21 protein-coding genes and 3 pseudogenes are annotated in these 26025 nt (G+C 64.4%); 15 read left to right on the top strand and 9 right to left on the bottom strand.

Annotated elements, in window-relative coordinates:
• Positions 1-34 precede the first annotated feature (34 nt).
• Positions 35-905: pseudogene (gluQRS, locus tag IVA93_RS03670) on the bottom strand (tRNA glutamyl-Q(34) synthetase GluQRS).
• A gap of 223 nt (positions 906-1128) precedes the next feature.
• Between gluQRS and IVA93_RS03665 the strand changes: the two are divergent.
• Positions 1129-1782: a DNA-3-methyladenine glycosylase family protein gene (locus IVA93_RS03665; protein ID WP_085361089.1), complete on the top strand. Its 654-nt coding sequence runs from the start codon at positions 1129-1131 to the stop codon at positions 1780-1782.
• A gap of 98 nt (positions 1783-1880) precedes the next feature.
• On the opposite strand, the gene IVA93_RS03660 is transcribed toward IVA93_RS03665, so the two are convergent.
• Positions 1881-2768, bottom strand: a complete 888-nt coding sequence (locus tag IVA93_RS03660; RefSeq protein ID WP_018453232.1) for a LysR family transcriptional regulator — start codon at positions 2766-2768, stop codon at positions 1881-1883.
• A gap of 177 nt (positions 2769-2945) precedes the next feature.
• On the opposite strand from IVA93_RS03660, the gene IVA93_RS03655 reads away from it, so the two are divergent.
• From IVA93_RS03655 to IVA93_RS03620, 8 genes and pseudogenes are all read left to right on the top strand, one after another.
• Positions 2946-3920, top strand: a complete 975-nt coding sequence (locus IVA93_RS03655) for an NAD(P)H-dependent flavin oxidoreductase (protein ID WP_018453231.1) — start codon at positions 2946-2948, stop codon at positions 3918-3920.
• A 33-nt stretch (positions 3921-3953) separates the two neighbouring features.
• Complete coding sequence (locus IVA93_RS03650) at positions 3954-5138, top strand: ABC transporter substrate-binding protein (protein WP_018453230.1); 1185 nt, start codon at positions 3954-3956, stop codon at positions 5136-5138.
• Positions 5139-5160: 22 nt separating this feature from the next.
• Positions 5161-6669, top strand: coding sequence for an acyl-CoA synthetase (locus tag IVA93_RS03645; RefSeq protein ID WP_018453229.1), 1509 nt, complete (start codon positions 5161-5163; stop codon positions 6667-6669).
• 179 nt (positions 6670-6848) lie between these two features.
• Positions 6849-7169: a hypothetical protein gene (locus tag IVA93_RS03640; RefSeq protein WP_026232489.1), complete on the top strand. Its 321-nt coding sequence runs from the start codon at positions 6849-6851 to the stop codon at positions 7167-7169.
• Between the two features lie 12 nt (positions 7170-7181).
• The gene (locus tag IVA93_RS03635) at positions 7182-7811 is read left to right on the top strand and encodes a general stress protein (protein WP_018453227.1); all 630 of its coding nucleotides are present in this window, start codon (positions 7182-7184) and stop codon (positions 7809-7811) included.
• A 253-nt stretch (positions 7812-8064) separates the two neighbouring features.
• A pseudogene (locus tag IVA93_RS03630) lies at positions 8065-9845 on the top strand (flavin-containing monooxygenase).
• A gap of 52 nt (positions 9846-9897) precedes the next feature.
• Positions 9898-10875: a peptidyl-alpha-hydroxyglycine alpha-amidating lyase family protein gene (locus tag IVA93_RS03625; RefSeq protein WP_018453226.1), complete on the top strand. Its 978-nt coding sequence runs from the start codon at positions 9898-9900 to the stop codon at positions 10873-10875.
• Between the two features lie 214 nt (positions 10876-11089).
• Positions 11090-11647, top strand: coding sequence for an HNH endonuclease (locus tag IVA93_RS03620; protein WP_007597381.1), 558 nt, complete (start codon positions 11090-11092; stop codon positions 11645-11647).
• Between the two features lie 72 nt (positions 11648-11719).
• Here the strand turns inward: IVA93_RS03620 and IVA93_RS03615 are convergent, their stop codons facing one another.
• Positions 11720-12721, bottom strand: a complete 1002-nt coding sequence (locus IVA93_RS03615) for a glycoside hydrolase family 16 protein (protein ID WP_018453225.1) — start codon at positions 12719-12721, stop codon at positions 11720-11722.
• Positions 12722-13023: 302 nt separating this feature from the next.
• Here IVA93_RS03615 and IVA93_RS03610 point away from each other — a divergent pair, with 302 nt between their 5' ends.
• The 3 genes and pseudogenes from IVA93_RS03610 (at position 13024) to IVA93_RS03600 (ending at position 16021) form a co-directional block, all read left to right on the top strand.
• Entirely contained in the window at positions 13024-13245 is a 222-nt protein-coding gene (locus IVA93_RS03610) for a dodecin (protein ID WP_018453224.1), read from the top strand.
• A 158-nt stretch (positions 13246-13403) separates the two neighbouring features.
• Entirely contained in the window at positions 13404-15308 is a 1905-nt protein-coding gene (locus IVA93_RS03605) for a sensor domain-containing diguanylate cyclase (RefSeq protein ID WP_018453223.1), read from the top strand.
• A 65-nt stretch (positions 15309-15373) separates the two neighbouring features.
• Positions 15374-16021, top strand: a pseudogene (locus tag IVA93_RS03600) (HAD family hydrolase).
• Between the two features lie 24 nt (positions 16022-16045).
• On the opposite strand, the gene IVA93_RS03595 reads toward IVA93_RS03600, so the two are convergent.
• From IVA93_RS03595 to IVA93_RS03570, 6 genes are all read right to left on the bottom strand, one after another.
• Complete coding sequence (locus tag IVA93_RS03595) at positions 16046-17014, bottom strand: ABC transporter ATP-binding protein (RefSeq protein ID WP_007597389.1); 969 nt, start codon at positions 17012-17014, stop codon at positions 16046-16048.
• Positions 17011-18006 (bottom strand): ABC transporter ATP-binding protein, encoded by a 996-nt coding sequence (locus tag IVA93_RS03590; protein WP_018453221.1) that lies wholly within the window; start codon positions 18004-18006, stop codon positions 17011-17013. Before IVA93_RS03590 ends, IVA93_RS03595 begins: the two co-directional genes overlap by 4 nt.
• Positions 18006-18923, bottom strand: a complete 918-nt coding sequence (locus IVA93_RS03585; protein WP_007597392.1) for an ABC transporter permease — start codon at positions 18921-18923, stop codon at positions 18006-18008. The genes IVA93_RS03590 and IVA93_RS03585 overlap by 1 nt, the downstream gene beginning before the upstream one ends.
• On the bottom strand, positions 18889-19848 hold the full coding sequence (locus IVA93_RS03580) for an ABC transporter permease (protein ID WP_007597394.1): 960 nt from the start codon (positions 19846-19848) through the stop codon (positions 18889-18891). Before IVA93_RS03580 ends, IVA93_RS03585 begins: the two co-directional genes overlap by 35 nt.
• Before the next feature lie 28 nt (positions 19849-19876).
• The gene (locus IVA93_RS03575; RefSeq protein ID WP_026232487.1) at positions 19877-21667 is read right to left on the bottom strand and encodes a peptide ABC transporter substrate-binding protein; all 1791 of its coding nucleotides are present in this window, start codon (positions 21665-21667) and stop codon (positions 19877-19879) included.
• A 261-nt stretch (positions 21668-21928) separates the two neighbouring features.
• Positions 21929-23347 carry a M20 family metallopeptidase gene (locus IVA93_RS03570; RefSeq protein ID WP_018453219.1) on the bottom strand — a complete coding sequence of 473 codons (1419 nt, stop codon included), beginning with the start codon at positions 23345-23347 and terminating at the stop codon, positions 21929-21931.
• A gap of 283 nt (positions 23348-23630) precedes the next feature.
• Here IVA93_RS03570 and IVA93_RS03565 point away from each other — a divergent pair, with 283 nt between their 5' ends.
• The 3 genes from IVA93_RS03565 (at position 23631) to IVA93_RS03555 (ending at position 25990) form a co-directional block, all read left to right on the top strand.
• On the top strand, positions 23631-24602 hold the full coding sequence (locus tag IVA93_RS03565) for a S1C family serine protease (protein ID WP_018453218.1): 972 nt from the start codon (positions 23631-23633) through the stop codon (positions 24600-24602).
• Between the two features lie 28 nt (positions 24603-24630).
• Positions 24631-25701, top strand: a complete 1071-nt coding sequence (locus IVA93_RS03560) for an alpha/beta hydrolase family protein (RefSeq protein ID WP_018453217.1) — start codon at positions 24631-24633, stop codon at positions 25699-25701.
• Positions 25702-25783: 82 nt separating this feature from the next.
• Positions 25784-25990, top strand: coding sequence for a hypothetical protein (locus IVA93_RS03555; RefSeq protein WP_018453216.1), 207 nt, complete (start codon positions 25784-25786; stop codon positions 25988-25990).
• Positions 25991-26025 lie beyond the last annotated feature (35 nt).

Raw genomic sequence — 26025 nt, 5'->3', positions numbered from 1 at the left:
GTCACGGCGCCGTTTGGCTAACCCCCAGAGAAACTTAACCTAATCCCACCAACCGGCGGATACCGGCCGGCGTGGCGCCGCCGGCGCAGTTCACGAAGGCCGGTCGAGCTGGTTGATTTCGACAGCTTCCGGCCGCGCTCGTCGCGAAGTAGCCCGTGGTGGCGGTAGACGGGTTCGGGCAGGTGGAGCAGAACCTGAAGCAGACGGTGGACCGAAGTGGCGTGGAACAGGTCCTGGCCCCGCACGATCTCGCTGATGTCCTGGAGCGCATCGTCGACAACAACGGACAGATGGTAGCTCGTCGGCGTCTTCTTGCGGGCCACAATGACGTCGCCCCAGGCTTCTGGCCGCGCCGGGACGACGCCACGCTCACCATCCGGCCCCTCGCCCAGTTCGTTCCAGCTCAGGCCCACAGCGCGGCGGCAGGCGGCTGCCATGTCGAGCCGAAGCGCGTAAGGCGCACCGGTGTCGATGAGGCGGTCGCGCTCGTCCGCGGACAGCGATCTGGCGGCGCCGGGATAGAGCGGCACGCCGTCGGGATCGCGCGGCCACGGCCCATCCGCTTCACGCGCCTTAACCAGCCTTGCGATCTCGGCGCGGCTTTCGAAGGCTGGATAGACCAGGCCGAGCGCCAAGAGCCTGTCCAGCGCCGTCCGATACGCATCGAGATGCTCCGACTGCCGCCGCACCGGCGTCTCCCAGGCGATGCCGAGCCAGGCGAGGTCTTCGTAGATCGCTGTCTCATATTCCGGCCGGCAACGCGTCGCGTCGATGTCCTCGATCCGCAGCAACAGCCGCCCACCGGTCTCGCGCGCGCGGTCGGAATTGAGCAGCGCGGAATAAGCGTGGCCGAGATGCAGGTAGCCATTCGGGCTGGGGGCAAATCGGAAAACGGGTGGCGACATGCTTCGGAACTCATCATGGCCGGGCATAGCCGTCTAGACGGATGGCGTCGCTTCCGCTCGCCTGTGTCCCGGCCATCCACGTTCTTCGGAGCGGCGCACCGATCGTGTCAAGGTCCCCGAGAATGCGATGATCACCAGCCGTGCTAACAATGATGCACGTTGGAAAGACGTGGATGGCCGGGTGGAAGCCCGGCCATGACGCCGGAGAGAGTTGACGATTGCCATGACCATCCACCTCGAAACCCAATCCGATCTCGAAGAGGCCGTCCACGCGCTGGTCAAGCGCGATCCGCGCCTGAAGCCAGTGCTGGCGACTGCCGGCATGCCGGCGTTGCGGCGGCGCGAGCCGGGTTTTGCGGGGCTTGCCCACATCGTCTGCGGGCAACAGCTCTCGACTGCGAGCGCCGCGGCGATCTGGGGACGGTTGTCCGCCGCGTTCGATCCGTTCGACCACGAGGCTGTCCGCCGCGCCCGCACCGACCGGCTGGGGCGGCTCGGCCTGTCCGCCGCCAAGATCAAGACGCTGAAACATCTCGCGCGCGAGATCACCGCAGAACGGCTGAACCTCGACGTGCTCGCGGAAGAAGACGCTGATGCCGCGCATCACACGTTGATCGCACTGCCCGGCATCGGACCCTGGACCGCGGACGTCTATCTGCTGTTCTGCCTCGGCCATGGCGACGCCTGGCCGGCCGGCGACCTCGCCGTGCAGGAAGGCATCCGCATCGGGCTCGGCTTGCAGGCGCGGCCAACGGAGAAGCAGATGGCGCCGCTCGCCGAACCCTGGCGCCCCCTGCGCGGAGCGGCGGCACATCTGTGGTGGAGCTATTATCGCGCGGTGAAAAAACGCGAAGGCGTCATCGCGGGATCAACCTAGAGCTAGTTCCGTTCCGATGGAATCGGAACGGGGCTCTAGTGTTTTGTTTTGACGCGTTTTCTTGACGCGAACCGGTGTCCACTTCGCTCGAACACGCTCTAGCCCCGCAGCCCGACGCGATCGGTCCGGGCGCAATCGGCGACGAAGTCGATGACGGCCCGCACCGCCGGCAGTTCGACGAGGTCGGGATGGGCGAGCAGCCACAGGTCCGCCACGCTGGCGAGCTTCTGCGGCGCGACACGCACAAGATCGGGATAGCTTTCGGCGACAAAGCACGACAGGGCGGAGATTCCGAGTCCGGCGCGGACCGCCGCCAGCATGTCGCCCTGGGACGAGCAGCGCATCACCACCCAGGCCTGACGCGTGACGACGTCGCTCCAGCGCGCAAGCTGGAGATTGGAGGTCTGATCGGCGAAACCGATGACGCTGTGCCCCTTCCACTCGCCGCGCCGTTCCGGCAAGGACCGCCCGCCGGCGTAGCCGCGCGAGGCGTAGAATCCCGTGCCGAGACGGCCGATCTTGCGGCCGACCAGATTTTCCTCGCCGCTGTCGAAGGGCCGCAACACCACGTCCGCCTCGCGCCGGCGCACGCTCGCCGGAAACGGATGGGTGATGATCTCGAGCTGGACGTGATCGTGCGCGCGCAGGAACGCAGGCAGGCGCGGCATCAGCCAATGCGAGGCCAGCGTTGCGCCGATCGATAGCTTGACGGTCCCGCGCGCCTTATGCCCTCCGGCCGAGACTGCCGTCTCCGCCCGCAGCGCGGCCGCCGCCATTACCTCGGCGTGCTCGCGCAGCGTCCGTCCATCCGCCGTCAGCGCAAGGCCGTCGGCGGCACGCGCCACCAGCCTGGTGCCGAGCTGGGCTTCCAGCGCCGCAATCTTGCGGCTGACGGTGGGATGGCTGCTGTGCAGCCGGCGCGCCGCGCCGGTGAAGCTGCCGGTATCGGCGACCGCGAGGAAGGTCTTGCAAAGGTCCCAGTCCATGAGCGGCCTCTGTTCAAATCTGAAAAGTCGTCCGTTCAATATTGAACGATAAGAGGCCCCACTCCAACCCCTATAATGACGTCAAATGAAACATGGGCGGCAACTCGCCCGCGACAATCAAAGAAGGAAACGCCTCGTCATCCGCCTGCCGGCGGGCTGCGTTTCCGGGAGGACATCATGGCGCTGCCCGCTCTCTTGAAGGATTCGCTCGAGCTGCCCGTGGTCGGCTCGCCGCTCTTCCTCGTCTCCGGCCCTGAGCTGGTGATCGCCCAGTGCAAGGCCGGCGTGGTCGGCTCGTTTCCGGCACTCAATGCCCGTCCGGTGGAAAAGCTCGACGAATGGCTGAGCCGCATCGAGGACGAACTCGGCGAATACAAGTCGCGCAATCCCGGCAAGAAGGTCGCACCCTACGCCGTCAACCAGATCTGCCACGCCTCCAACGACCGGCTGATGAAGGACATGGAGACCTGTGTGAAGCACAGGGCGCCCATCATCATCACCTCGCTGCGACCGCCCGCCGAGCTCGTCGAGGCCGCACACTCGTACGGCGGCCTCGTGTTCCACGACGTCATCAACGTCAAGCACGCGCGCAAGGCCGCCGAGCAGGGCGTCGACGGTCTGATCCTGGTCTGCGCCGGCGCTGGAGGACATGCAGGAACGCTCTCGCCTTTCGCACTGGTACGCGAGGTCAAACAATGGTTCGACGGTGCGATCCTGCTGTCGGGCGCAATCAGCGACGGCTTCGCGATCGCCTCCGCGCTGACGCTGGGCGCCGACCTCGCCTATATGGGCACGCGCTTCATCGCGACGAAGGAAGCCAACGCTGACGAAGCCTACAAGTCGGCGCTGACGCAGCACACCGCGCATGACATCGTCTACACCAACCTCTTCACCGGCGTGCACGGCAACTATCTCGGGCCTTCGATCGCCGCGGCCGGGCTCGATCCGGACAATCTGCCGGCGGCCGACAAGACGAAGATGAATTTCGGCTCCGGCGGCAACATGAAGTCCAAGGCGTGGCGCGACATCTGGGGCTCGGGCCAGGGTATCGGCCAGATCGCCGACGCGCCGCCGGTCGCCGAGCTCGTCGACCGGATGAAACGGGAATTCGACCAGGCCCGACAGGATTTCCTGATGCGCGTCAGCGCCTGACGTCTCGGACCGACAATAAAACGGGAGGACACCATGAAGCTGGCAGCCGCACTGATCGGGATGTCGTTGCTGATGCTCGCCGGCGGCAGCGCCCATGCCGAAGGCAGCGACGAGATCCGCATCGGGCAGACCCTGCCCTACAGCGGCCCGGCCTCCGGCTTCGGCGCGATCGGACGGACGCAGGAAGCGTTCTTCGAGAAGGTCAATGCCGAAGGCGGCATCAACGGCCGCAAGGTCAAGTTCATCACGCTGGACGACGCCTATTCGCCGCCGAAGACCGTCGAGCAGACCCGCAAGCTGGTGGAGCAAGAAGAGGTGCTGATGATGTTCGGCTCGCTCGGCACCGCCACCAACAGCGCCGTGCAGCGCTATCTCAACGCCAAGAAAGTGCCGCAGCTGTTCGTGCTCTCCGGCGCCACCAAATGGGCCGATCCGCAGAAGAACCCGTGGACCATGCCGGGCATGGCGGCCTACGAATCCGAGGGCGTGGTCTATGCCAAATACATTTTGCAGGCCAAGCCCAACGCCAGGATCGCGATCCTCTCGCAGAACGACGATTTCGGCCGCGACTATGTCGCCGGCTTCAAGCGAGCGCTCGGGCCTAAGGCCGCAAGCATGATCATCGCGGAAGCGAGCTACGAGACCAGCGCGCCGACGATCAGCTCGCAACTCTCGACCTTGAAGGCCTCGGGCGCCAACGTGCTGTTCGGCGTCGTGCTCGGCAAGTTCACCTCGCAAATGGTCAAGGGCGTGGCCGAGATCGGCTGGAAGCCGGAGCTGTTCTTCGTGCCGACCTCGGCGTCGTCGATCTCTTTCCTGGAACCGGCAGGGCTCGACAACGCGGTCGGCCTGATCTCGTCGAGCAATCAGAAGGACACGATGGACCCGCAATGGGTCGACGATCCCGGCGTGAAGGAATACTTCGCCTTCATGAAGCGCTACATGCCGGCCGCGGACCTCTCCAACTCCAACTACGCCGCGGGCTATCACTATGCCACGCTGCTGATGACGGTGCTGAAGGGGTGCAAGGATGATATCAGCCGCGACAACATCATGCGCCAGGCGGCCTCGTTGAAGGATGTGAAGCTGCCGCTGCTGCTGCCGGGAATGGCGGTTACGACCGGCCCCGACGACTATCTGCCGTTCCAGCAGCTTCAGCTCCGGCGCTTCAATGGCAAGAGCTGGGTCGGCTTCGGCGACGTGCTGGATGATCGCTAGACGAGCGGGATGAGGAGACGCCATGATCATCAGCGGCGAACGCCAGATCAGCTATGACGACATCCGGGCTCGGATCAGGCGGGCGATGAGCGGCTTCCGCGCCCTGGGGCTTGCCGAGGCCGCGCCGGTCGCGATGATGCTGCGCAACGATTTCGCTCTGTTCGAGGTGGTTGCGGCCTCGGCCGCGCTGGGCAGTCCGGTGGTGCCGATCAACTGGCATTTGAAGGCCGAGGAGGTCCGTTACATCCTGGCCGACAGCGGGGCGAAGATCCTGGTCTGCCACGCGGATTTGCTGCCGCAGATCCGCGACGGCGTACCGGCGGATGTCCTTCTCCTGGTCGTCGCGACGCCGCCCGAACTCGCAGCGACCTTTTCGATCCCTGGGGAACTGACCGAGATCCCGGTGGGACTGACCGATTGGGACCGCTGGCGCGACGACCATCCGCAAGCGCAGGAGCCGCCGCGGCGGGCCGCAGCGATGATTTATACATCCGGCACCACGGGCATGCCGAAGGGCGTGCGGCGCATGCCGATGCAGCCCGAACAGGCGGCCGCCTCCGAACGCGTGGGCGGGATCGCCTATGGCATCAAGCCGCGGGAAGACCAAATCGTGCTGATCAACGGCCCGATGTATCACTCGGCGCCGCATTCCTACGGCATGCTGGCGTTCCGCAGCGCTTGCACCATCATCCTCCAGGCGCGGTTCGATGCCGAGGAGCTGCTGGCGCTGATCGAGCGCCACCGCGTCACGCACATTCACATGGTACCGACCATGTTCGTCCGGCTGCTGCGGTTGCCCGAAGCGGTCAGGCAGCGCTACGACCTGTCGTCGCTGCGTTTCGTCGTGCACGGCGCCGCCCCCTGCCCGCCGGACGTCAAGCGCGCCATGATCGACTGGTGGGGACCGGTCATCAACGAATATTTCGGCTCCACCGAGACCGGGATCCCGGTGTGGCACTCGGCCGAGGAAGCACTGAAGAAGCCTGGCACGGTCGGCCGCCCCATCGAAGGCGGCATCGTCAGGATCTTCCGCGATGACGGCAGCCCGTGCGGTGCAAACGAAGTCGGCGAAATCTACATGCGCCAGACGTCAGTGCCCGATTTCGACTATCACGGCAGGTCGCAGGCAAGGGCCGAAGCCGGCCGTGACGGCCTGGTCAGCGTCGGCGACGTCGGTTATCTCGACGCGGACGGCTATCTGTTCCTGTGCGATCGCAAGCGCGACATGGTGATCTCCGGCGGCGTCAACATCTATCCCGCCGAGATCGAGAACGTGCTGATCGGAATGCCCGGCGTGCGCGACTGTGCCGTGTTCGGCATCCCCGACGCGGAATTCGGCGAACGGCTGTGCGCCTTTGTCGAGCCTGAATCGGATGCCGAGCTCTCGGCCGACGCCGTCCGATCGTTCCTGCGCGGGCGGCTTGCCAATTTCAAGGTGCCAAAGGACGTCGAATTCCGTGACGCGCTGCCGCGCGAGGCCACGGGAAAGATTCTCAAGCGCAAGCTGCGGGAGCCCTATTGGACGATGTGAGGACAGGCAACGCCGTCCGAGAGTGCGGGACCGCATAAACGGGAACGAGTGGCAATCGTTCCTGCGCCTCTCCAATATTCGGCAGATTGAAGACGCGCGCTTCCGTCGCAAATGGAAGAGCAACCAATTCGAATCTCGCCTGTTGTCGACCGGCACAATCAACAGCCGGAGAATAAAAAATGTCTCGTCTCACCATGCTCGCCGCAGCTCTGCTGCTGCTCGGATCAGCGCCTGTCAGTGCACAGTCACAGCCTGCGCAGAGCGGGCCGGGCAACAACGCCGTCAACAGCTCTGATCACAACAACTCCAACGCACCGGTCGCGGGCCGCAACAGCTTCACCGAGGGCCAGGCGAAGTCGAAGATCGAGGGCGCGGGTTATTCCAATGTTTCCGGACTGCAAAAGGACGACAACGGCGTCTGGCGCGGCAAGGCCGACAAGGCCGGGACCAAGGCGGACGTGAGCGTCGATTTCCAAGGCAACGTGAACCCCGCCAAGTAAGGAGGATGAAACATGACGACCACTATTTCTCGACTCTATGACACCTATTCGGATGCGGAACGTGCGGTCAGGCGTCTGGAGGCCGCGGGCGTGCCGCACTCCGACATCAGCATCGTCGCGAACAATTCCGATAACTGGTACGGCTCCTCCACCGGCAAGGTTGACCGTGATCGCGACGGCGTCGACGATCGCGCCGAAGGTGCCGGCACGGGTGCCGGCATCGGCGCAGGCCTCGGAAGCGCGGCCGGCCTGCTTGCCGGACTCGGCCTGCTGGCCATTCCGGGACTCGGACCGGTGGTTGCCGCCGGATGGCTGGCTTCGACCGCAGTTGGTGCCGCGGCCGGCGCCGCGACGGGCGGCATCGTTGGCGCGCTGACCGAAGCCGGCGTCTCCAAGGATGATGCGTCGCGCTACGCGGAGGGCGTCCGTCGCGGCGGAACGCTGGTATCGGCGCGGGTACCCGACCAGGACAGCACACGTCTCGATGCCCTTCTGCACGAGAAGGCCGTGAACCTGCAGGAACGGAGCGCCGCCTGGCAAAAATCCGGCTGGAACGGCTTCGATGCCGCAAGCCCGCCGTTGTCACCCGACGATGTCGGCCGTGAGCGTGAGCTGTACGGCGCCGGCACGCGGGTGAGGTAGGGATGTTCCGCTCGCCGCCACGCCAGCGGCAGTGAATCCCAAGAGCGCGAGGGAGGCTCCACCAAGGTGGAGCCTTTTTCGCGTGCCCCTCCTCGAACACCACGAGGGTGCCGCAGGTCTCTCTCAACGAGCGCATTCCGCTGAAGCAGGGCCACATGTTCTCACTGCTCGGGTAATCGGCTATTGGCCGTCTGCGAAACAGTATAGCTTTCGACCGTAGAGGAAACGCCGCGGAGACGGCACGAGGTCGCGCATGCTGGACAGGACCAAGGACATTGTCGCATCCGCGCAAGCCTGGCTCGATGAGGTCGAGCTAACGCTGGGCGCAGCCGATAGCGCTGCGCTGGATCGTCTTTTCCTCGCCGACAGCTATTGGCGCGATGTGCTGGCACTAAGCTGGAACCTGCAAACGATCGGCGGCGGCGACTCGATCAAGCGGGAGCTGACAACGCTCGCGGCAAAGGCTGCGCCGGGCAGCTTCAAGATTGCGCCGAACCGAGCGCCACCGCGCTGGGTGACGCGTGCCGGGACCAACACTATCGAGGTGATCTTCAATTTCGAAACCGCACTGGGGCGCGGCAGCGGCATCGTCAGGCTTGTGCCCGACGCCACCGACGGCGACCGCCTGAAAGCGTGGACGCTCCTCACCGCGCTCGACGAGCTCAAGGGCTTCGAGGAGCAGCTCGGCACCTCGCGGCCGCGCGGCCAGGCCTATTCGCGCGACTTCCGTGGACCGAACTGGCTGGACTTGCGCAACGGCTGTACGCCGATCGCGATCCCGCCGTGCTGGTGGTCGGCGGCGGCCAGGCCGGGCTCGCGATCGCGGCGCGGCTGAAACAGTTGAACATCGACACCCTGATCGTCGATCGCGAGGCACGGATCGGGGACAATTGGCGCAAGCGCTACCACGCGCTGACCCTGCATAACCAGGTGCAGGTCAATCATTTGCCCTACATGCCGTTTCCGCCGAGCTGGCCGACCTATATCCCCAAGGACAAGCTCGCCAACTGGTTCGAAGCTTACGTCGAGGCGATGGAGCTGAACTTCTGGACCGGAACCGAATTCGAGGGCGGCGCCTACGACGATGCGAAAGACCACTGGACCGTCACACTGCGGCACACCGACGGCAGTGAGCGTATCATGCACCCGCGCCATGTGGTGATGGCGACCGGCGTCAGCGGCATCGCCAATGTGCCTGTCATTCCGACCCTGGATAACTTCAAGGGCACGCTGCTGCATTCGAGCCGCTACGAGGACGGCGAGACCTGGACAGGAAAACGCGCCATCGTCATCGGCACCGGCAATAGCGGCCACGACATCGCGCAGGATCTTCACTCCAGTGGTGCCGAAGTGACGCTGGTGCAGCGTTCACCTACGCTCGTCACCAATATCGAGCCGTCGGCCCAACTCGCTTATGCGACCTACAATGAGGGCACGCTCGAGGACAACGATCTGATCGCGACCTCGATGCCGACACCGCTCGCGAAAAAGACCCATGTGATGCTGACGGAGCAGTCGAAGGAGCTCGACAAGGAACTGCTCGACGGGTTGCGGCGCGTCGGCTTCAAGCTCGATTTCGGCGAGGCCGGCACCGGCTGGCAGTTCAAATATCTCACCCGTGGCGGCGGCTATTATTTCAATGTCGGCTGCTCCAACCTCATCATCGAGGGCGCGATCAAGCTCAGGCAGTTTTCCGACATCGAGAGCTTCGTCACCGAGGGCGTTCGCATGAAGGACGGCACAACCCTTTCGGCCGACCTGATCGTGCTCTCGACCGGTTACAAGACACAGGAATATCTGGTGCAGAAACTGTTCGGCGACGCCGTCGCCGACCGGGTCGGCCCGATCTGGGGCTTTGGCGACGGCCTCGAGCTGCGTAACATGTATACGCGCACCAGGCAGCCCGGCCTCTGGTTCATCGCCGGCAGCCTCGCGCAATGCCGGATCAACTCGAAATATCTGGCGCTGCAGATCAAGGCGATCGAGGAAGGGATTTTGGGGCAGGCTGGAGCGGCAGCGGCGAGCACCGCTTGAACAACACCGTAGAAGCAGTGTCGCACCACGATAACGAACAAGAGGAGAATTCATGCCAGCCATTCTCGGCACCGGCGAGCACCGCTACCGCGTCGTTGAAAACTTCGCAAAGCTGCCGGACGGATGGCAGCTCACCGACGTCGCCTCGGTCGCGGTCGACAGCAAGGACCGCGTCTACGTCTTCAACCGCGGGGCCCATCCGATGGTCGTGCTGGACCGCGAGGGCAATTTCTTGCGAAGTTGGGGCGAAGGCCTGTTCTCGCGCGCCCACGGCCTGCACATCGATGCCGACGACAATCTCTATTGCACCGATGACGGCGACCACACCGTGCGCAAGTGCACCACCGACGGCAAGGTGCTGCTGACGATCGGCATCCCCGAGAAACCGTCGCCGTTCATGAGCGGCGATCCCTTCCACCGCTGCACCCACACCGCGCTGTCGCCGAAGGGTGAAATCTACGTCTCCGACGGCTATGGCAATGCGCGCGTGCACAAATTCACGCCCGGCGGCAAGCTGATGACAAGCTGGGGCGAACCCGGCACCGATCCCGGCCAGTTCAACATCGTGCACAACATCGCCACCGACGCCGACGGCTTTGTCTATGTCGCCGACCGCGAGAACCACCGCGTGCAGGTGTTCGACGGCAACGGCAAGTACGAGACGCAGTGGAACAATCTGCACCGCCCTTGTGCGCTATGCTGTTGCGGTGGGGCTAAGAGCCCGACCTTCGTCATCGGGGAACTCGGCCCTGGCCTGGCCGTCAACCGCAAGGTGCCCAATCTCGGCCCGCGGCTCTCGATCGTGGACGCCAAGGGCAACCGCATCGCGCGGCTCGGTGGCGAGGAAGGCCCGGGCGTTGCGAGCGGCAAGTTCCTGGCGCCGCACGGCATCGCACTGGATTCCAGGGGCGACATCTATGTCGGCGAGGTCGGCGTCACCGACTGGAAGACCAGCTTTCCGGACGAGGAGATGCCGGCCGTGGTGCGCGCGACGCGATGTTTGCAGAAGCTGGAGCGCGTGCGGGAGTAGCTGCCTCGGCACATCCACGTCGCGCTGTCAGGATGACGCTGCCTCAACGGCCTCGGACTTGGAAATCACAGCGTTTTGCGCGCTTTGCCACCCCCCGGCCGCATTGCTTGTGCCGGAATAAGTCGCTCAACGGGCTTCACAATCCCGTCACGCTGCATGTAGTATGTCAGTTACGTGCTGCTTCGCAGCGTACATTGGAGGCCAGGAGCGTTACTTGAACGCACATGTCTCGCAAGGCCATTGGCCGGTGTTGGTGCTGAATGCGGACTTCCGGCCGCTGAGTTACTACCCACTGTCTTTGTGGTCGTGGCAGGACGCGATCAAGGCGGTATTCCTCGACCGCGTCAACATCGTCGCGCATTACGATCAGGCGGTCCATAGCCCCACGCTGCAAATGCAGCTGCCGAGCGTCGTCTCGCTCAAATCCTTCGTCAAGCCGACCACCCACCCTGCCTTCACCCGATTTAACGTCTTCCTGCGCGATCGTTTCGCCTGCCAATATTGCGGCTCGCCCGAAGACCTCACCTTCGACCACATCATCCCGCGCAGCAAAGGCGGCCAGACCACCTGGGAGAACGTGGTCGCGGCGTGCTCCCCCTGCAATTTGCGCAAGGGCAACCTGACGCCGGTGCAGGCCAAGATGTTTCCACGCCAGCACGCCTTCGCGCCGACCGTGCACCAGCTCCACCGTAACGGCCGCCTGTTCCCGCCGAACTATCTGCACGACAGTTGGCTGGATTATCTCTACTGGGATACGGAGCTGGATCCGTAACGTCGGCGTGCAGGCCCTCGGCAATCCATCGTTGACTCGCGCCGCCCAACGCCGGGAGAGATCAGCGAGCTTCTATCTGCGCGCCTGCTCCAGATCGATCTGATAGACGGAAATCCGGTCGATCTCGAATGCGACGGTAGGCGGCGACTCCGCGTCGACCGGACCGACGCCGAGAAAGAATTTGGATCCGATCGCGAGATTGACGATCATGTACATGGGATCGTCGAAACCGATCGGCACCTTGATGTCGGACACCGGTCTGCGGTCGATGAAATAGACCAGGCGATCCTCCTCCCACAGCACACCGTAAGTGTGGAATGCGCTCGACGCGTCGCCGACCGCGAAGTCGAAGCCGCAGGACTGAATCTTCTGGGTCGAGGGAATCCGCCAATGCGTCGTCATCACGAGATCGCCCGGCTTTTCGCCGCGGCCTTCCAGCACGTCCACCTCCGGCGGCCAGCCACCGTCATCCGCCAGCATCCAGAACGCCGGCCACACTGCGTGCCCGACCGGCACCTTGGCGCGGATCTCGAAATAGCCGTGCTTCTGCGCGAACGTGCCCTGGGTCGTCAGTATCCCGGAGATGTACTCGTTGTCGAACAGCACCGGCTTCAACCCCGGCGGGGTACGGCTGGCGACGATCGACAGCACGCCGTCCTTGACCTTGAACGGATCGAGCCCGAGCGGCGCCGCGTTGCGCCCCGCATAGCGCGGATCGACATAGATCTGTTGCTCGCCATTGGCGCTGGTCTTGCGCTTGAAGTCGGAGCCGTCGCCGCCCCAGTAACGCGCCTCCGGCCAGGCCGCGCCGCCGGCGTAATGCGGCACCCAGCGTCCGTTTGCCAGCGGATGCTCGTCAAAATCCTCGTTGAAGGTCCGGCGTAGCGGCAAGAAGACCAGCGAGGCCGGATTGACCTTCTCCAGCCGACGGCACTCGATGGTGGAGGGATCGGTCGTGACCTGCAGCGACATGCTCATCGGGGCACCGTCGAGATCGTCCTGCGCGATGGCCGGCGCGGGCACAACGCAGAGACCGATCGCAGCCAGAGCGCCCCTCGTCCAACGCTCGATCATCACCGCACTTCGAAGACGCCAGAGGAAAGGCCAAGGTTAGCTTACTCATATCGGAACCGGCAAGAGCGGGCCGGCGACCGCGCGCCAATTCAGGAGCGCCGCTTGCACACGCGATCCAGATTTTCGTGCACTTAGAAAAATTGGGACGCCTAGGCAGCGCTCGGAAGGCGAGCGGCAGGCTCCTGCCGGGACGGAACTCGGGGCGCCGGCATCCGTTCAGAGTCGAGGCCGGATGTCGCGCGGGCGCCAGTTGTCCGCGACAGACATATCCGGTCCCGCCACAGCACGAGGGGAGAATAGTCATGGCCACAAGCGAGACGGATCACGTCTACAAGATCCTGGAACTGGTCGGATCGTCCGAGACGTCGATCGAGGATGCGATCAAGAACGCGGTCAGCCGGGCCGCAAAGACCGTTCGCGAGATGAAATGGTTCGAGGTGGTGCAAACGCGCGGCCATATCGAGAACGGTGCCGTGCGCCACTACCAGGTGACGCTGCGGGTCGGCTTCACGCTGGATGAGTGAGGCAGAAAGGCCCGGCGCGCGGGGTCAGCCTGGTTAGCTCGACGATAGCCCGTCAATTGTCGAGGATTGTTCCGACCGGAAGCGCACAATCCGCACGGAAGTTGCAACAGCCCGTTAAGGCCAAAGTGAGAGGTTTGCGCCGAAATGGAGCAAGCCTGATGACCACGGGCCGCGAACTCGGAAAGACGCGCCTTCCGCTCTGGGCAGCGGGTTTCGTCATCCTGACCTGCTTCGCCATCCTCGGCTTGAGCGCCTGGCGTGAATGGGAAACACGCAATGCCGATCTCAAGAACGCCGAGATCGACGTCGCCAATCTGGCGCATTCGCTGATCCAGCACGCGGACGACACCTTCGAACTCGTTGATACAATCCTCGTAGGCCTGGTCCACCGGCTCGAAATCGACGGGACGGGTCCGGACACGATCACCAAGCTTCAGGCCTATCTGCCGACACGAAAATCATCGGACCGGATCCGCGGCATCTTCGTTTATGACGCGAGCGGGCAGTGGCTTGCCACGACCGAGCGGCTCGACTTCTCCAAGCTCAACAACAGCGACCGCGAATATTTCCAGCGTCATCGGCACTCGCCGGAGATGGGCACGCTGATCGGACCGCCCGTGAAGAGTCGAGCCGGGGGCCAATGGGTCGTCACCGCGTCCCGCCGGATCAACGATGCCGACGGCGGCTTCGCCGGCGTTGCCCTGCTCACGATCGACGTCGGCTATTTCGTCAAGTTCTACGAGCGGTTCGACATCGGTACGAACGGCTCGGCATCGCTGCTCAACGATAGCGGCATCATGCTGGCGCGCAGCCGCGACGACAGTGGCGCCTTTGTCGGACGCGACCTGTCCAATGCGCCCTTGTTCAAGGGATGGGAAAGTCGCCCCGCCGCAGCAGTCTACTATTTCAAGTCGCCGCTCGATGGCGTCCAGCGGCTGAGCTATTACCAACGCAGCAGCCGCTATCCCCTAATGGTGCTGGCGAGCAAGTCGCGGGACGACGTGCTGGCGCCGTGGCGGCAAGCCGCGGCTGCGCGCACCACCTTCGTCCTCGGCCTTGTGCTGCTGATCGCGGTGATCGGCTTCTACCTGGTCCGTCAGCTCGTACAGCGGCAGCGCACGGCCCAGGCCCTCGTCGTCAACGAAGCAAACTTCCGCCTGTTGGCCGAGCAATCCAGCGACATGGTGACCCGGATCGGGCTGGACAACCGGCTGCTCTACGTTTCCCCCTCGTGCGTACGCATCACGGGCTGGTCCTCCGACGAGCTGCTATCCACCTCGGCCCTGGCCGGCATTCACGCCGACGACATGGAGCGGGTCGAGCAGGCTATCGCCGCGCTTAAGAATGGCGAGGCCGAGGAGACGCGGTTCGTCTATCGCCACCGTCATCGCGACAAGGGCGAGATTTGGGCGGAGGCGGCGTTGCACGTGACCCTGGCGTCGGACAGCGGTGAGATCGACGGCGTCGTCGCGGTGGTGCGCGACATCACCGAGCAGAAGGATCTTCAGGACAAGCTCGCCTCGCTTGCAACGACCGACGGCCTCACCGGACTCGTCAACCGGCGCGCGTTCGACGAGCGCCTCGCCGAGGAATGGGCCCGGGCCCGGCGCGATGGCACGCAGCTCTCGCTCCTGCTGATCGATGTCGATCATTTCAAGAAGTTCAACGACCAATACGGGCATCTGGCGGGCGACGGATGCCTGCGCGCGCTGGGCCGGATCCTATCAACCCACACCAAGCGCCAGGCCGACGTCGCGGCGCGCTACGGTGGCGAAGAATTCGCCGTGCTGTTGCCGAACACCGGTCCCGAGGGCTGCGCCGAGGTCGGCGAAGGGATTCGCAAGGCTCTGCACGATCTCGCCATGCCGCATGCGCAAAGTCCCCCCTCGCGCCTGGTGACCGCAAGCGTTGGCGGCGCGACGAGTCTGCCGTCCCAAACCACGGCGGACTGCAGCACGCTGGTCGGCGCCGCCGACCGCGCGCTCTACGCCGCCAAGGACAACGGCCGTGACCGGCTGGTGATGTCGGGACAGGTCGTTCCCTGGCCCGCCAGGAGCGCGTGACGGATCGACCGCTGGCCCGATTTGTTGCCTGCGCTCCAGCGCGGTATGGCTTGGATCACGGCCGGATGTTCGGCCAATCCGAGAGTGCTGCGGTGACCGGTCAAATCAAACTCGTCCTCTTCGACATGGACAATGTCCTCTGCGACTAGGACACGGCAAAGCGTGTCGCATGGCTGGCGAAGGTTGCGGGGACCACGAGCGAATCCGTCCACAAGGCGATCTGGGACAGCGGCTTCGAGCTGCTCGGCGATTCCTGCACACTCGATGCCGCGGACTATTTGCGGGGTTTCGGCGACCGCATCGGCTATCCGCTGTCACTGGACGAGTGGATCGAGGCGCGACGCCGTTCAATGCAGGCCGATCGTGCCATGCTGGAGATTGTCGGCAGCTTGCGTCAAACCGTCGACATTGCCGTCCTGACCAACAACACGACGCTGGTCGCCGACCATATCGCAGCGCTGCTGCCGGAATTGCCACCGCTGTTCGGCTCGCGAATCTACGCCTCGGCCCGGTTCAAGACGGCGAAGCCGGACCCGCGCTGCTTCCGCCTCTGTCTGTCGGAGCTCGACGTCAAACCGGAGAACGTCCTGTTCGTCGACGATCTCATGGCCAATGTCGCCGGTGCGCGAGAGGCGGGCCTGTTCGCGCATCACCACACCTCGGTTGAGGCTTTCAGGCGGGCCCTGTCGGAGCACGGCCTGCTTCACGCATGAATGCGCGATCCGCTTTTCCCGGCGTCAGGCGAGATGGCACGCCACAAAGTGCCCGCCTGCTCCCTCCTTCAGCTCCGGTGCGCTTTCCGCGCAACGCGGCTGGGCGATAGGACAGCGGGTGTGGAAGTGGCAGCCCGACGGCGGCTTCATCGGGCTCGGAACGTCGCCCTTGAGGCGGATGCGCTCGCGCTTGAGCTTGGGATCGGGCACCGGCACCGCCGATAACAGCGCCCTCGTGTAGGGATGCTGCGGATTGCGGTAGAGGTCGCTGGCCTTGGCGAGCTCGACGATACGGCCAAGATACATCACCGCGACCCGGTCGGAGATGTGCTCGACCACCGACAAATCGTGCGCAACGAAGAGATAGGTGAGGTTCAGCTCCGCCTGGAGATCTTCCAGCAAGTTGATGACCTGCGCCTGGATCGAGACGTCGAGCGCAGACACCGGTTCGTCGCAGACGATCAGTTTCGGCTCGACCGCGAGCGCACGCGCGATCACGATGCGCTGGCGCTGACCGCCGGAGAATTCATGCGGATAGCGGCGCATGTGCTCGGCCTTGAGCCCGACCTTCACCAGCAGGCTCGCGACGCGATCCTCACGCTCCTTGGCGGATGAGCCGAGCTTATGGATGACGAGGGCTTCGCCGAGGATGGCGCCGACCGTCATGCGCGGATTGAGGGAGGCGAACGGGTCCTGGAACACAAGCTGCATGTTCCGCCGCATCGCGCGCAAATCGTTGCCGCCGAGCTGGCGGACATCCTGACCGTCGAACACGACCTCGCCGTCGGTCGGTTCGATCAGGCGCAGCACGCAGCGTCCCGTCGTCGACTTTCCGCAGCCGGATTCGCCGACGAGGCCGAGCGTCTCGCCGCGGTTGACCGAGAACGAGACCCCATCGACGGCATAAACGCTGCCGACCTGGCGCGACAACAGGCCGCCATGCACGGGAAAATATTTCTTCAGGCCGCTGACGCGGAGCAGGGGCTCGGTCATGCTGCGCCTCCCAACTGCGTATCTCCCAGATGACAGGCCATACGGTGGCCGGGCGCGATCTCGCGCAGCAGCGGCTCCCTCTCGGTGCAGACGCTCATGGCGTGGCGGCAGCGCGGAGCGAAGCGGCAGCCGACCGGCGGATTGATCAGGATCGGCACCGAGCCGCCGATCGCCTCCAGCCGCACCTTGTGCTCGCTGGCGAGATCGATGCGCGGGATCGAGCGGATCAGTCCCTGGGTATAGGGATGGCCGGGATTGCCAAAGAGGTCGTCGACGGGCGCCTCCTCCACCACCTTGCCGGCATACATCACGACGACGCGTTGCGCGGTCTCGGCGACGACGCCCATGGCATGGGTGATCAGCATCACCGCCATGCCGAAGCGTTCCTTCATGTCCTGGAGCAGGTCGAGGATCTGCGCCTGAATAGTGACGTCGAGGGCCGTGGTGGGCTCGTCGGCGATGATCAGTTTCGGCTTGCAGGCGAGAGCCATCGCGATCATCACACGCTGGCGCATGCCGCCGGAGAACTGATGCGGATAGTTGTGCACGCGGCCTTCGGCGTTGGGAATCTGCACCAGCTTGAGCATCTCGATGGTGCGATCGAGCGCCTGTTTCCTGGTGACATTCTCATGGCGGCGCAGGCTTTCGGCGATCTGCTCGCCGATGGTCAGCACCGGATTGAGCGAGGTCATCGGCTCCTGGAAGATGAAGCCGATCTCCTTGGCGCGGATCTCGTCGAGCTGACTGCTCGTCAGCGGCACGAGATCGCGGCCCTCGAAGATGATCTCGCCTGCCGCGATGCGGCCCGGCGGCATCGCGATCAGCTTCAGGATCGACATCGCGGTGACGGTCTTGCCGCAACCGGATTCGCCGACGACGCAGAGCGTCTCGCCGCGGTTGATGGAGATGTCGACACCGTCGACCGCCTGGAGGATGCCGTCGTCGGTGGAGAAGTGGGTTTTCAGTCCCTTGATCTCGAGCAGCAGCGCCATCAGATCACCCGCCGCGCATCGAGCGCGTCACGCAGGCCGTCGCCGATAAAATTGATGGCGACCACTGCGATGAAGATCGCGCCGCCCGGGAACAGCGCCCAGTGCGGGCCGATGTCGAGAAAGTCTTTCGCGTCATAAAGCAGCCGGCCCCAGGTCGGCGTATCCGGCGGGAAGCCGAGGCCGAGGAAGGACAGCGTCGATTCCGCGATGATGGCTGCGGCCACGTCGATGGTGCCGGCGATGATCACCGGACCGAGCGCATTGGGCAGGATATGGCGCACCACCTGCCGTACCGGGCTGGCTCCGAGAGCGCGCGCGGCTTCGACGAATTCCTTCTCGCGGATCGACAGGAACTGGGCGCGAACGAGGCGGGCGACCGGCATCCAGCGCAAGCCACCGATCACGAGCACGATCAGGATGAAAATGCCGCCCTCGGGGCCGAACGCTGCCTTCAGCCCGTCGCGGAAGAGATAGATCAGCAGCAGCAGCAGGGGCAATTGCGGCAGCGACAAAAAGAGATCGGTGAGCCACATCAGCCCATGGCCGAGCGCGCCGCGCGACATGCCGGCGAGCGCGCCGATCAGCACACCGACAAAGACCGAGACCAGCATCGCGGCGAGACCGACCGCGAGCGAGATGCGCCCGCCATAGATCATGCGGGCGAGGATATCCTGCCCGAGATCGTCGGTGCCAAAGGGATGGGCCAGCGACGGCCCCTGCATGCCCGCCACGATGTCGATGTCGTCGATCTTGACCCGCCAGATAAAGGGGCCGACCACCACCGCCAGGATCAGAACGAGGAGCAGGAACGCGCTGACCACGGCAAGCTTGTGGCGGCTATAGCGCCGCCACGTCTCGCGCCAGGGCGAGTAGACGCGCCGCTCAGCGGAGGGAGATGCGAGGGTCAAGCCAGCCATAAAGAACGTCCGCGATGAGATTGAACAGCACGACCAGGCACGCAAAGACGAAGGTGACGGCCATCACCACCGGCGTGTCGTTGGAAAGGATGGAGGAGATCAGCAGCGAGCCGATGCCGGGGATGCGGAAGATCTGCTCGGTGACGATGGCGCCGCCGAACACCGCCGGGATTTGCAACGCAATCAACGTGACGACCGGGATCATCGCGTTGCGCATCACATGCTTGATGATCACCCGCCTCTGGCCGATGCCCTTGGCGCGCGCGGTGGTGACGTAGTCGAGCCGGATCACGTCGAGCATCGCCGAGCGCACGAAACGCGTCATCGACGCAGCCTGGAACAGGCCGAGCACCGCCACCGGCATGATCGCCTGACGGATCATCTCCAGCACCCAGTGAATCCCCGTGCCCTTGATGTCGGTCGTGTAGACGAAAGGCAGCCAGTCCAGCGTGACCGAGAAGATCAGGATGAACAGGATGCCGGTGAAGAAGGTCGGCAGCGAGAAGCCGACAAAGGCGAGCGTGTTGGCGACCTGGTCGAACAGCGAATAAGGTTTCGTCGCGGCGTAGACCCCGACCGGGATCGCGATCAGGAGCGCAAGGATCTGCGCCGAGCCGATCACGTACAGCGTCGTTGGCAGTCGCTGGAGAATGAGCGTGTCCACGTTCATCCGGCTGACGAAGGAGAAACCCCAGTCGCCGTGCAGCATGGCGTTGAGCCAGTGCAGGTAACGAAGGTAGATCGGATCGTCGAGGCCGAACTTCGCCCGAAGCGCGAGAGCGACTTCGGGCGGCACGTTCGGATTGGTCGCTAGCTCGGAGAAGGGATCGCCCGGGGCGAGTGCGAGCACGACGAACAGCACGAGCGAAATTCCGAGCAGGCTCGGAATCGCGATCAGGAGGCGACGCAGGACATACTGGCTCATGAAGAAGGACCGCTCTAGGCGTGCGTGATCATTCTTCGCGGTACCAGTCGAACAAATTGTCGGTCTCGTTGGCCCAGCCGGAAACGACCGGGCGCAGATTGTTGGCGGCCGCCTCGACCTTCAGACGGTGCTGCACCGGGATGAAAACGATGTCGTGGTACATGAGATCATTGGCCTTGATGTAGAGCGCCGCGCGCTTGACCGGATCCATTTCGCCGTCGGCGGCCAGGATGGTCGCGTCGTACTCCTTGTTGACCCAGCGCGGGAAGTTGGTGCCCTGCCACTTGTTCTCCTTGGTGGCGACGAGGTTCGAAAGGTAACGACGCATGTGCTGCGACGGATCGGGCTGGCTCAGCGGGATCTGGAACATCTCCATGTCGGCGTAGAACTTGGAATAGGTGTCGGGATTGCCGACGTCGGAGGAGAAGAACACGGAGGCGACGACCGATTTCAGCTCGACGTCGATACCCGCCTTCTGGCAGGCCTGCTTGACGATGGCCTGCGTCTTCTGGCGCGGCCCGTTGATCGCGGTCTGGTAGAGGAGCTTCAGCTTCTTGCCGTCCTTCTCGCGGATGCCGTCGGCGCCCGGCTTCCAGCCGGCGTCGTCGAGGATCTTCGAGGCCTTCTCGACGCTGAACTCCCACGAGGTGTTCTTGGACACGAATTTTTCGGGCCCGTTGAGGAAGTTGGCGGTGGTGCGGCCGGCGCGGCCGTAGATGGCCTTCTTGACCGATTCGCGATCGATCAGCAGCGAGAGCGCCTTGCGCACCGCTGGATCAGAAAACAGCGGGTGCTTGGTCTTTATCGAGGAGCGTTCGCCATCGACCTCGGTGTTGGGATCGGTGAAGTTCAGCGCGATGAATTCGGTGTCGCCGCCGACGGCGTAGACGGTTTTTCCCTTGCCGCCCTTCTCCAGGCGCAGCAGCACGTCGTCCTCGACCTGAATGTTCCAGCCGAAATCATATTCGCCAGTCTGGATCACCGCGCGCGCGGCAGAGACGGCGTCGCCGCCGCCCTTCATCTCGATCGAATCGAAATAGGGGCGGTTGGCCATGTGATAATCGGGATTGATCACGCCGCGGACAAGATCGCCCGGCTTGAACTCGACGAACTTGTAGGGGCCGGTACCGACCGGCGAGAGGTTGGTCGGCGCCTCCCGCGACTTGGACCCCATATAGTCCTTGAACAGATGTTTCGGGATGATGGTATTGGGAGCCCCGACAAAAGCGTCGGCCCAGAACGGCGTCGGCTTGTTGAACAGGATGCGGACCGTGAGGTCGTCCACCTTCTCGACGGTGATGTCGCGGAGCGTCGCGATGGTCAGTGCGGAGGTCGCCGGATCCTTGGCATATTCCCAGTTGAAGACGACGTCGTCGGCCGTGAACGGCGTGCCGTCATGCCATTTGACGCCGGGCTTGAGTTTCCAGGTCACCGACTTGCCGTCGGCGGCGAGGCCACCGTTCTGGATCGAGGGAATTTCGGCGGCCAGGACCAGCTTCATGTTGCCGTCGGGATCCCAACAGGCGAGCGGCTCGTAGAACAGACGCGCGCCGTCCTGGTCCTTGGTGCCGGTGGCGAAATGCGGATTGAGCAGGGTCGGCCCCTGCCACCACAGCAGCTTGAGCGCGCCACCGCCGCCGCGCTTGGTCGGCTTGTAGGTCGAGGCGCCCTCGGCCATGGCGACGCCGCCAAGGGCGAGAATCTGGTTGGCCAAAGGCGCGGTGAGACCCACGGCGGCAAGACGCTGAATGAAGCCGCGGCGATCCATCCGCCCGTCCTTCACGTCACCGATCATCGAACGCAGTTGTTTATCCAGCATGGTTGTCCCCGTCTGGTTCCCGTATGGATGCAGGCGGTCGCGCGAGGCGACCACCGGGCTTGGCTGGCGGTAGATGGCACACCGAATGGGGTGCGCGTCAACTGCGACCGTGTGTATGCAAACGGTCTTCTGACTGTCTGTTGGGCAAAACCATATTCCGCAGCCCATCCGATCGGCAATCCAGCATCAAAACACGCTGAATTCCGCGCTGCACTGCAGAAAATTTGATCGCCGCATCAGACGAAGTATCGAGGCGAAATTCTACGCCACGGACATGTCGAGCGGCGGCGCGACGTGGTCTGGCAGCGGACAGACGTAAGGCGTCTTGGCTGTCCGCTTCTGGAGGTCAGCCGTGGCAGCCTTGATCAGCTCCGGGTCCGTCAGCGCCTTGATACCGATGCCGGCCATCGCCTTGGCGGCCTGCACCATGGCCTTGTGCGCATGCGCGCTCTTGCCCTGCGCGACCACCTGCCAGGTGTGGAAGGGCGTACCGATTGCAACCGTGGGTGCGTGGACCTGCACGGTCGGCACCACCCAGCTCACGTCGCCGACGTCGGTCGAGCCGACCAGCGGATTGCGCTTGGCATCCAGTGGCACCAGGAAGTCAGCCAGCGGCCGGTCGGTCGGCTCCATGCCGATCGCGTAATAGACCGACTCGATGTCCTTGTCGCTCAGCGTTGCGCGGATCTCCGTGGCAAAGCCCTTGTCTACGTCGTCGAAATGCGGCGGTCCGAGCTCTTCCATGACCCGATGCAGCGCCTGCTCCAGCGGCGTGTTCGGCAGGATGTTGGAGACCGCGGAGATGATCTTCATCTCGACCTTGGTCTCGGTCATCAGCGCCGCGCCGTCCGCGATCTTGCTCACGCGTCCGACCAGCTCGTTCATGCCGGGCAGATCACGGGCGCGGATCGAATAGCGCACGCGCGCATGCGCCTGCACCACGTTCGGGGCGATGCCGCCGGTGTCGAGCAGCGCGTAGTGCACGCGCGCGTCGCTCGGCATGTGCTCGCGCATATAGTTCACGCCGACATTCATCAGCTCCACGGCGTCGAGCGCGGAGCGGCCGAGATGCGGCGAGGCCGCCGCATGCGAGGTACGGCCGGTGAAGATGAAATCGGCGCGGGTGTTGGCGAGTGACGGCGTCACCGCGACTTCCCAGAAGCTGTGCGGATGCCAGGTGATGGCGATGTCGGCGTCTTCGAATGCACCGGAGCGCACCATGAAGGCTTTTGCCGCGCCGCCCTCCTCCGCGGGGCAGCCGTAATAGCGCACGCGGCCCGGCACCTTGTTCTCGGCAAGCCAGTCCTTCACCGCCGTCGCGGCGAGGAGAGCTGCGGAACCCAGCAGATTGTGACCGCAGCCATGGCCGTGGCCGCCAGTCTCGACCGGACGATGCTCCGCGACGCCGGCCTCCTGGCTCAGGCCCGGGAGCGCGTCATATTCCCCCATGAAGGCAATGACCGGTCCGCCCTCGCCCCATTCGCCCATCACCGCGGTCGGAATGCCCGCGACCTGCTCGGTGATGCGGAAACCCTGATGACGCAACTCGGCGAGATGCTCGGCGGCGGATCGCGCCTCGGTGTAGCAGACTTCGGGCATGCCCCAGACCTTGTCGCTGAGGTCGATGAAACGTGCCTTGATCGTGTCGATGCCACGCCAGATGTCGCTGCGGTTGTCCATGCTTCGGCCCCGTGATCCCTCGGTCAAACGAAGCGGCAATGGTTAGCAGCTTCATTGTACCGCGCCTAGCACCTCGCCGGACAGCAGCCATGCGGCCAATGCCGGAGGCCCGCTCGACCGACCGTGCATCAAGCCTTCCCGCGCCTTTCAAAGATTTCATCCGGTGCCTCGGGAATAGTTGGGGAACGAGGCTTTCAAGACGGCCTCCTCCGGCCTAAATTATCCGTGCTTCGCGCGTCGTTCCGCTAATCGGCGGAGCGATGCTCTCAGCCAGGAGAACTCCATGCCCGCCCTGACCGAATGGAGAGTGCCACCGGCCAATCAGCCGCGTGCGAGCGATTACGGTTTCGATCTCGACCGCGCGCTCGCCTCCGTCGTCGGCCTGCATGCCATCATCCCGCCGGACGCCTTCAGCGCCGAGACACTGGGGACTGAACGCGCCGGCAACGGCGTCGTGATCGACGACGGGCTGGTGCTCACCATCGGCTACCTCATCACCGAAGCAGAGTCGGTGTGGCTGCATGTCGGAGACGGGCGCGTAGTGGAGGGACATGTGCTCGGCTTCGATGCCGTCACCGGCTTTGGCCTGGTGCAGGCGCTCGGCCAGCTCGATGTCGCCCCCTTGCCGCTCGGGATCTCGGCCGAGACCCGGCTCGGCGACCGCGTCGTGGTCGGCGGCGCCGGCGGACGCACGCGTTCGGTCGCGAGCCAGATCGTGGCCAAGCAGGAATTCGCCGGCTACTGGGAATATCTGCTGGACGAGGCCATCTTCACCCATCCCGCGCACCCGAATTGGGGCGGCACGGCGCTCCTCAACGAGCGCGGCGAGCTGATCGGCATCGGCTCGCTGCAGCTCGAACGCGAGCGCGAGGCCAAGGCCGAGCACGTCAACATGATCGTGCCGATCGACCTGTTGAAACCGATCCTGGACGATCTGCGCAAATTCGGCCGCGTCAACAAGCCGGCACGGCCGTGGCTCGGACTGTTTTCGACCGAGATCGACAACCGCGTGGTTGTGATCGGGATCTCCGCCAATGGTCCCGCCGCCCGTGCCGAGCTCAAGACCGGCGACGTCATCCTCGCGGTCGACGGCGAGAAGGTCACGAGCCAAACCGGCTTCTACAAGAAGCTGTGGGGCCTCGGCGCTGCCGGCGTCGACGTGCCGCTGACGGTACATCATGAAGGCGTCACCTTCGACGTCACGGTGACCTCGACCGATCGCTACAAGCTCTTGAAGGCGCCGAAGCTGCACTGACGATCAGAACTGACGCAAGGAAGCGACGATGAGCGAGGCCGTCGTTGACGATATCGTGGCCGTGCTGCCGCCGCTGCTCAATGCGCTGGAGGCGCTCGCCTTTTTTCAGCGCAACCTGCACCCGCCGGCCTTCGGCTCCGTGATGAATGCGATTGGCGCTCCCGACGAGGCGTTGCAAACGGCGCGCGCGGCAATCCGAGAATGGCCGGAGGAGTTCACCGGACTGCGCGAGCGGCTCGATCGTGCCTGCGACGAGACGCTCGCCGCCTTTGCCGGCCTGCGCGAGGTCGAACGTGGCAATGGCGACCTCGTCGCGGTCTTCCGCGCACTACGTCATGTGCCGCGCGCGCAGGAGGCACTCTATCCGCTGGCCGTGCGGTTTCCGCCGGTCAGCAGTTTCTTCCTCAACGCAGCGAATCGCGAGAATGCCGACCTGTTGTCGCGGCTCGAAGCCGGCGCGGACGCGCACACCGGCATCATCCACGATCACAACGAGCCCGGCAGCCGCGGTGGCTTTTCGGTCTACGTGCCCGAATATTATACGCCCGATCGCGCCATGCCGCTGGTGATGGCGTTGCACGGCGGCAGCGGCAACGGCCGCGGTTTCCTGTGGAGCTGGCTGCGCGATGCCCGCAGTCTTGGTGCGATCCTGGTGGCGCCGACCGCGACCGGCCCAACCTGGGCGCTGATGGGTGACGATTCCGACACGCCCAACCTCATGCGCATTCTCGAAACCGTGCGCAGCCGCTGGACCATCGACGCCTCGCGCATGCTGCTCACCGGCATGAGCGACGGCGGCACCTTCTGCTATGTCACCGGCCTCGACGGCGCCTCGCCCTTCACGCATCTCGCGCCGGTGTCGGCGACCTTCCATCCGCTGAGGGTCGAAATGGCTGACGCTGCGCGTCTGCAGCGCCTGCCGATCTTCATCGCGCACGGCAAGCTCGACTGGATGTTTCCGGTGCAGACCGCGCGGCAGACGCAGGCGGCCCTCGCCGCCGCCGGCGCCGACGTCACCTATCGCGAGATCGACGACCTCAGCCACACCTATCCTCGCGAGATCAACGCGGAGCTGGTGCAGTGGCTGAATGGAGAATGAACAACCTCTCCTTCCCTGCGCCCTACTACCGCGGAACAATCGATCCGGGCCGACGTTATCGCCCGTCATCGGAGGTTTCGCCATGCGGATGTTTCTTGGAATGATTTTGGGCGCGCTGCTGCTTGCCTGCGGCGTGTATGTCTATGACTCCATGCAGACGTCGTCGGTTGCTCATGGCGAGGTCGCGACGACCAATCGCACCATCGTAAACTGGGATGTCGCCAAAGCCGATTGGGACGCGCTGCGCGATCGCGCGCACAAGGACTGGGTCCGCATCTCCTCCAAGTAACGATGTGGTATCATGAATGAGGCGCCGTCGCGGGT

The organism is Bradyrhizobium sp. 155 (assembly GCF_023101105.1).
Lineage (GTDB): Bacteria > Pseudomonadota > Alphaproteobacteria > Rhizobiales > Xanthobacteraceae > Bradyrhizobium > Bradyrhizobium canariense_D.
Note: the sequence above shows the minus strand (reverse complement) of the source record. Positions and strands in the feature narration are given on the sequence as shown.